5 protein-coding genes are annotated in these 5,720 nt (G+C 53.6%); 2 read left to right on the top strand and 3 right to left on the bottom strand.

Going from position 1 to position 5,720, the window contains the following annotated elements; genetic code table 11:
- The coding region (locus AC2FM5_RS19090) for a S1 family peptidase (protein WP_496737510.1) at window positions 1–789 on the top strand (789 nt) is incomplete at its 5' end.
- On the opposite strand, the gene AC2FM5_RS19085 is transcribed toward AC2FM5_RS19090, so the two are convergent.
- A complete protein-coding gene (locus AC2FM5_RS19085; protein WP_093964963.1) occupies window positions 790–2,406 on the bottom strand; it encodes an MFS transporter in 1,617 nt (538 codons plus the stop codon).
- A 42-nt stretch (window positions 2,407–2,448) separates the two neighbouring features.
- Window positions 2,449–3,669, bottom strand: coding sequence for an APC family permease (locus tag AC2FM5_RS19080; RefSeq protein ID WP_496737507.1), 1,221 nt, complete (start codon window positions 3,667–3,669; stop codon window positions 2,449–2,451).
- Between the two features lie 755 nt (window positions 3,670–4,424).
- Between AC2FM5_RS19080 and AC2FM5_RS19075 the strand changes: the two genes are divergently transcribed.
- Window positions 4,425–4,832: a c-type cytochrome gene (locus tag AC2FM5_RS19075; protein WP_141138522.1), complete on the top strand. Its 408-nt coding sequence runs from the start codon at window positions 4,425–4,427 to the stop codon at window positions 4,830–4,832.
- Here AC2FM5_RS19075 and AC2FM5_RS19070 read toward each other — a convergent pair.
- On the bottom strand, window positions 4,833–5,720 hold an 888-nt coding region (locus AC2FM5_RS19070), incomplete at its 5' end, for a cation:proton antiporter (protein ID WP_496737505.1).

Below are 5,720 nucleotides of genomic sequence, written 5' to 3'. Positions count from 1 at the left end.
TTCCTTCAGGGGGCTTATGGACTGCGCCACGTGGAAAGCGGGAAGATATTGCGGCATGTATTGGGACCGAATGGAGAAAACCTGAAAACCCCATTCGGCCAACCTTGGATCGAACCGGACGGGACCGGCGAACCTGCAGAATTTCAATTCACCGGAACCGGCTTTTTGATTGCTGGGGTACCGTTGATGGCCACCAACCGCCATGTCGCTTTGCCCTGGACTTCGGGGAACCGAGAGAAGGCGTTGAGCGACGCTGGCCTTGAGCCTGAAATGTTGAGGCTGTTGGCCTATTTGCCTGATCAAACGGAACCAATAGAGGCGCGTTTGGTTCGGTTCAGCGAAGCAGCAGACTTGGCGATTTTGGCAGTTGAGCCAAGCGTTCAAGACCTCGGAATTCCGTTGGCGGATGCCACGTCGCGCGTCGGTGAAGAGCTTTTTCTGTTGGGATATCCAACGGGTTTGAAAGCTTTGATCGCGCAGGCCGGTCCGGGCTTTCTAGAGGAACTGGAGGCAGAAGGAACGCTGAACTTTTGGTCGATCGCGTCCCGGCTTTCTACTCAAAGCAAGATTCACCCACTCGCAAGCCGGGGGATCGTTGCACGAACAAGTGAGAGCGCCATCGTTTATGACGCCGAGACCACGACCGGTGGGAGCGGGGGGCCAGCATTGAATCGGCGGGGCGAGGTCGTTGCGATCAATGCTGCGATCCTGCCCGAGTTTGGTGGCTCAAACATCGGCGTCCCGGTTTCACATCTCAGAGCTCTGCTGAGAGAGGTTGAAAGCCAGTGATCATTCACTCGTTCGGAAGCGCGAGTTTTGAACGAAAAACACTGTGGCCAGTGGAACGATCACCGAGATCACGGCTACGGAGATCAGCAAGTATCCAAGTTGACTGTAGTCCGCGGCAGACGTGACCTCACCGGTCTCTGGATATGTGACGGCGCGTGTGACGACGTATATTTGGTTGAGGTATTTGGTGCTGAGGCTGCTCGCCGACAAAGCCATGTTTGTGAATGATGCCATCACCGCAAAAAAGGTCGCTTTCAACTGAACAGGGGCATTGCGTGCAATCCAAGCCAACATCGGGACCATGGCAATCTGTCCAAGCGGCGATTCAACAGCAGTGTCGAGGATGGCAATAAATCTTGCGTCGACAACACCACCGGTATGCGCCGCCGTCCATTCATGCACACCGTAATAGAGGGCAAGGTTGGGCAGCGCGAGCACGCCCGCCGCAATAGTCAACAGTACCACTACGTGCGCAATCGAACGGTTGGCCATGAATGGCCGCAGAACAATTAACCCGAGCAAGGCCAGCAGCGAGGTCAACAATGCCAGGATTGCCAAGAATTGCTCATCGAACCCCAGTTCATCGATTTCAAACCAAGTCAGGCCTGGTCCTGATAGCGGCACAGCGCGAAACACAAAAATGATTGTCGCTGTCCCGATCAGGGCTCTGGCTTGTGCTGGTTCCAGCTCTTTCAACAGGCGCGACATAAGGTACAGGATCACCGTTAGAGAAACCGCAAAGACTGTTTCTTGCGCAAACTCGAAATCGGCGGTTCCCAACACGATGCTAAGCACAACGAATGCGAAGCCGCCCAGCAATATGGACCATTTGACTTCGGTGACTTCATCCGGCGCGTAGGGCGGGTCGCCCGATCTTATACGCTGACGCTGGATCAAGCTGTGAAGAACGACACCGCTGACGGATAACACAGGGATGGCCAGAGCTATCAGGTACACCTGGCCATAAAGCGCAAGGCGATCGGATTTTTGCAGATCCTCTGTTCCAGAGAAAATCCAGATGTTTACAGCCGCAACAGCGGCAAACCCAGAAATAATGGAAACTCTGCCCAAGGTTTGCATCGTCGTGTGCTGAGCACGGGTTTCTTCAGGCGAAAATGGTAGGCCGTGCTGGTCAACCTTCGGCACCGCCTCAACCGTCATGGCGTCGGCAACAACGTCCTGAATGGCATAGCCCGAAGGCGCCAAGAGCAAGGCAACAACATACCAGTCTTCCAGCGGCATGAAACTGGACATCTGCGCAGGTGCGGTCACGAGCCCGTACATGGTGAGCAAAGACAACGTGATCAAGGACGCGCCGAACAAGATCAGCAGGGACTTCCAGCGCCAAAACAGGTCCACGACATGACCAAGCGGCATTTTTAGTATCCACGGGATACCAGCCCAAAATGCTAGCCCTGCAACGAAAGAGGCGGATAAATCGAGGTAGTCTTTTAGGAAAAAAGCACCAACGACCGAGGTCAGGCCGGACACGCCGGCCGCAAAATAGACCATCAGTGGTGGCAGATAGGACCATTGCAGCTGCTGAACCAGATCCACAAACGTTCTATGCCACCAGGCCGAAAGTTTTGATCCTATGGAAGTTTGGTCAGTCGTCATATGCCGTGGCAGCTCGTTGAGGCCTTTGGGTCGTTGTATCAGTTAGAGAAATCCAGATCCGAAAAGCAATGCACTGGTGATCACCCCAAGGATCGGTATCACAAGAGGAACGCGGAAGTGCTTTGCGGACTCGTCCGGCTTCATCTTCAGCAGGATCAGCGAAATATTGACCAGTACAAAGACGCCGAGAACGATCTGAGACGTGCGCTCTGCCAGAATACCAAGCGGTATAGTTTGGGTCAGCAAAACGATGATCGCCACGACCAGCAAAGTAGCGATAACTGGTGTCTGAGTTGCTTTTGGGACAATCGCCAGAACCTTCGGTAAATGGTTACGGTCAGCTAGGCCGTAGATCACCCTCGAGGCCATGATCATCTGGATCAGTACTCCGTTGACTGTCGCCACAATCGCGACTGCGGAAAAGCCCTGTTTGATCACCTCGGGCGCGTTTGAAAACACAAGCGCGAGGGGGGCTGCGGATGTCGAAAGAACATCGATCGGAACAACAAGTAGAACCGTCATTGAGGTTCCTAGATACAACACGGTCGCCAAAACGAGGGTTAGTAAAATCGCTTTTGGAATCGTGCGGACCGGGTCTTTAACCTCTTCTGCCACGTTGGCCATGTCCTCGAAGCCAACAAATGCAAAGAAGGCGAGAAGTGATGCCGCGAAAATGCCTCTCCACGCGTCGAATTCAAGCGGTGGAAGCATCGAACTGATTCCGTATCCCTGCGGATCCTGAACCGACATGCCCCAGCCAATCACAAAGATAAGGCCTGCGATCTCGATGATCGTAATGACAGCCGCAACAAAGACCGACTCAGTGATCCCCCAAAGTGCGATTAAACCCATGATCAAAACGACGCTGATGGTCAAAACAGGGATCGCAAAACCGGTTAAAGCATACAGGTATGATGCTGCGCCAATTGCAACTGCAGAGGCAGAGATAATCCCCGAAGCTGCGACCGCGAGGCCGACGAAAACCGCCATCCATCTTTTCTGAAATCCCGCTTCAACATAGGCCGCTTCACCTGCGCTGACGGGAAATCGTGTTGCGAGTTCTGCATACGAAAGCGCGGTGAGTGATACGACGAGCGCGGCTAAAACGAACGAAAACGCTGCAAACGGTCCAGCAATGTCTGCTGTCGCGCCGACTAAAACATAAATGCCCGCTCCGACCGTTACCCCAAGGCCATAAAGCGTGAGCAACGGGGTTGTAAGGGCCCGCCTGAGTTTCTGTTCGTTTGGATCAACAGAGTTCATAAGTGATTTCCGCCAACTGCCCACTCCGAACGTCGTCAGTGGCGTCCTTCTCTTTTTGTCTCGATTGGCGCAGCGGCTTAATCCTATGGTCAAAGCTGCACCGAATGCCGTGTGTCTCAACCTGGGCACATTGGGCGCCAATCAACTAACTGGGGGCTCGCCATCACTCCTGCCGAGCCCCCGTGGGTGGAACTTCCACTCCTTCAATATTCCATTCACCTTTGTGTTTACTTGGGGACAGGACGGTGAACGTAGAATATGTTGAAACATTCGAATTTTACTATGTAATTCATGTTGGTGCTTTGATCTATGTCAATCACCTCGCTGCGACGGGTCTGCGAGGCTGAACGCAACCCAACTGTCGTTTGTCGTCGGACTTAAAGGCAAAGCAAACATGTTCGATGGTTTCAGATTTAGGGTGGAAAGCAATTCGTGACGCTTTGGAACCTGTTACCAGTCTTGGGCTCGGATGGATGCGCTCAGATGGTTGCATCGCGTGCCTTATCACCTCTGACGAATTCTCAGGTATATGAATATATTGGAAGGAGAACCGTCTGCGCGCAAGGGTGGTGAGGTCAACGATGAGGTGGCGTAGTTGTAGGCCGGCAGGAATAAATTAGGCGCGTACACCAAACGCTATTCGACTGAAACGCCAATCCTCGTACAGGAGCGTACAAAATGAGCAAGGTCAAAGTGCTTTCTTAAGGATGCCTTATAATTAGATCTTCTTCCGGGGCAGCAAATTGGAGGAGCATATGCAGATTTTTCGAGGGATTTTACTGGCACTGTTCGTCACGGGGCCCGTACTAGCGCAGGAGGTCAGCGTTGATGAGGGAAGTGATTTGTACCGGACGTATTGCTGGCAATGTCACGGTTTCGAAGCAACCGGAGACGGGCCAATGGCGGAAATGCTGGCTATTCGAACACCTGACCTTACCAAATTGGCGGGCGAGAACGGCGGTGTGTTTCCGATAGATCTTATAGCTGAACAGATTGACGGTCGTTCACAATTGCTCGCCCATGGGGGCGAAATGCCAATCTTTGGCGCGGTGTTTGAGACAGACCAACAAATCGCGGTGGCTCTGCCTAATGGGCAACCTATGATGGTAGGCCTGCCGTTGGCGAATTTGCTCGCCTTTCTTGAATCGATCCAGTCTGAATAGTTACTGACCAATCTGCTCATCTGTGTCAGCCGTTCGTCTGATTGACATGAGAGTCAACGGCGGCCCCAACACCTCGAAGGCCACAGCGCTGGCTAGAGTAAAGGCCATGATCGACGCGGCCCAATGTGGAAATTGCTCTCCGGCGACGAGGGCCATTCCTACCGCGACACCGGCCTGTGGTAACAAAGCTGGGCCGTACCAGCGGGTCTGACGGCTAGGCAGGCCGCCAAGTCTCGCTCCACAATAACCCCCGACGAGGCGGGCTATGGCGCGCAAGAATAGGAAAAGACCACCAGCCCAGCCCATCAAGCCGAAGGCTTCAATATCCAGCGTGGCGCCAGCCAGTAGGAAGAACAAAATCATGAACGGCCACTGAATGTGCTCGATCTCATGAAAAGCACGGTCGTGATGGCGGGCAAGATTCCCAATAACTGCGCCAGCAACCATGCTTGCGACAAGGAACGAAACTTCTAGCCACAACGAAAGGCCTGCTGTCAGAAACACGATTCCCACCGCTTCGGCTTGCATTGGCTCTCCCGGCTTCAAGCGACCTGTGAGGTAAGCGGATGGCACGCCTAGCGCGGAACCCAACAAAATAGCCCCTCCGAAATCCCACATCGCTGTGGTCGTGACGGTGGCCCAACCATCCGAATGACCGGCCAGAACCAAGGCGATGCTGAAAACGATCAGACCCCAAGCGTCATCAATTGCGACGACGCCCTTTAATGTCTCTGTGAAGCTGTTGGACACCCCAGATGGTCTTGTCAGAAGAACTTGGGGTCTTGTCAGAAGAACTTGTCTTGAGGCAGGCAGGACGGTTGCGTAGCTTTTGCCCATGACCAAACCTGCCTCTTTCAAGTACTTCAAAACCAGTCCCGAGGTCATCCG

Source organism: Ruegeria sp. BHSA162 (genome assembly GCF_059613385.1).
Note: the sequence above shows the minus strand (reverse complement) of the source record. Positions and strands in the feature narration are given on the sequence as shown.

Excerpts from the sequence above, each read along its gene's own strand:
- AC2FM5_RS19085 (WP_093964963.1), bottom strand. The coding sequence starts at position 2,406 with ATGACGACTGACCAAACTTCCATAGGATCAAAACTTTCGGCCTGGTGG.
- AC2FM5_RS19080 (WP_496737507.1), bottom strand. The coding sequence starts at position 3,669 with ATGAACTCTGTTGATCCAAACGAACAGAAACTCAGGCGGGCCCTTACA.
- AC2FM5_RS19075 (WP_141138522.1), top strand. The coding sequence starts at position 4,425 with ATGCAGATTTTTCGAGGGATTTTACTGGCACTGTTCGTCACGGGGCCC.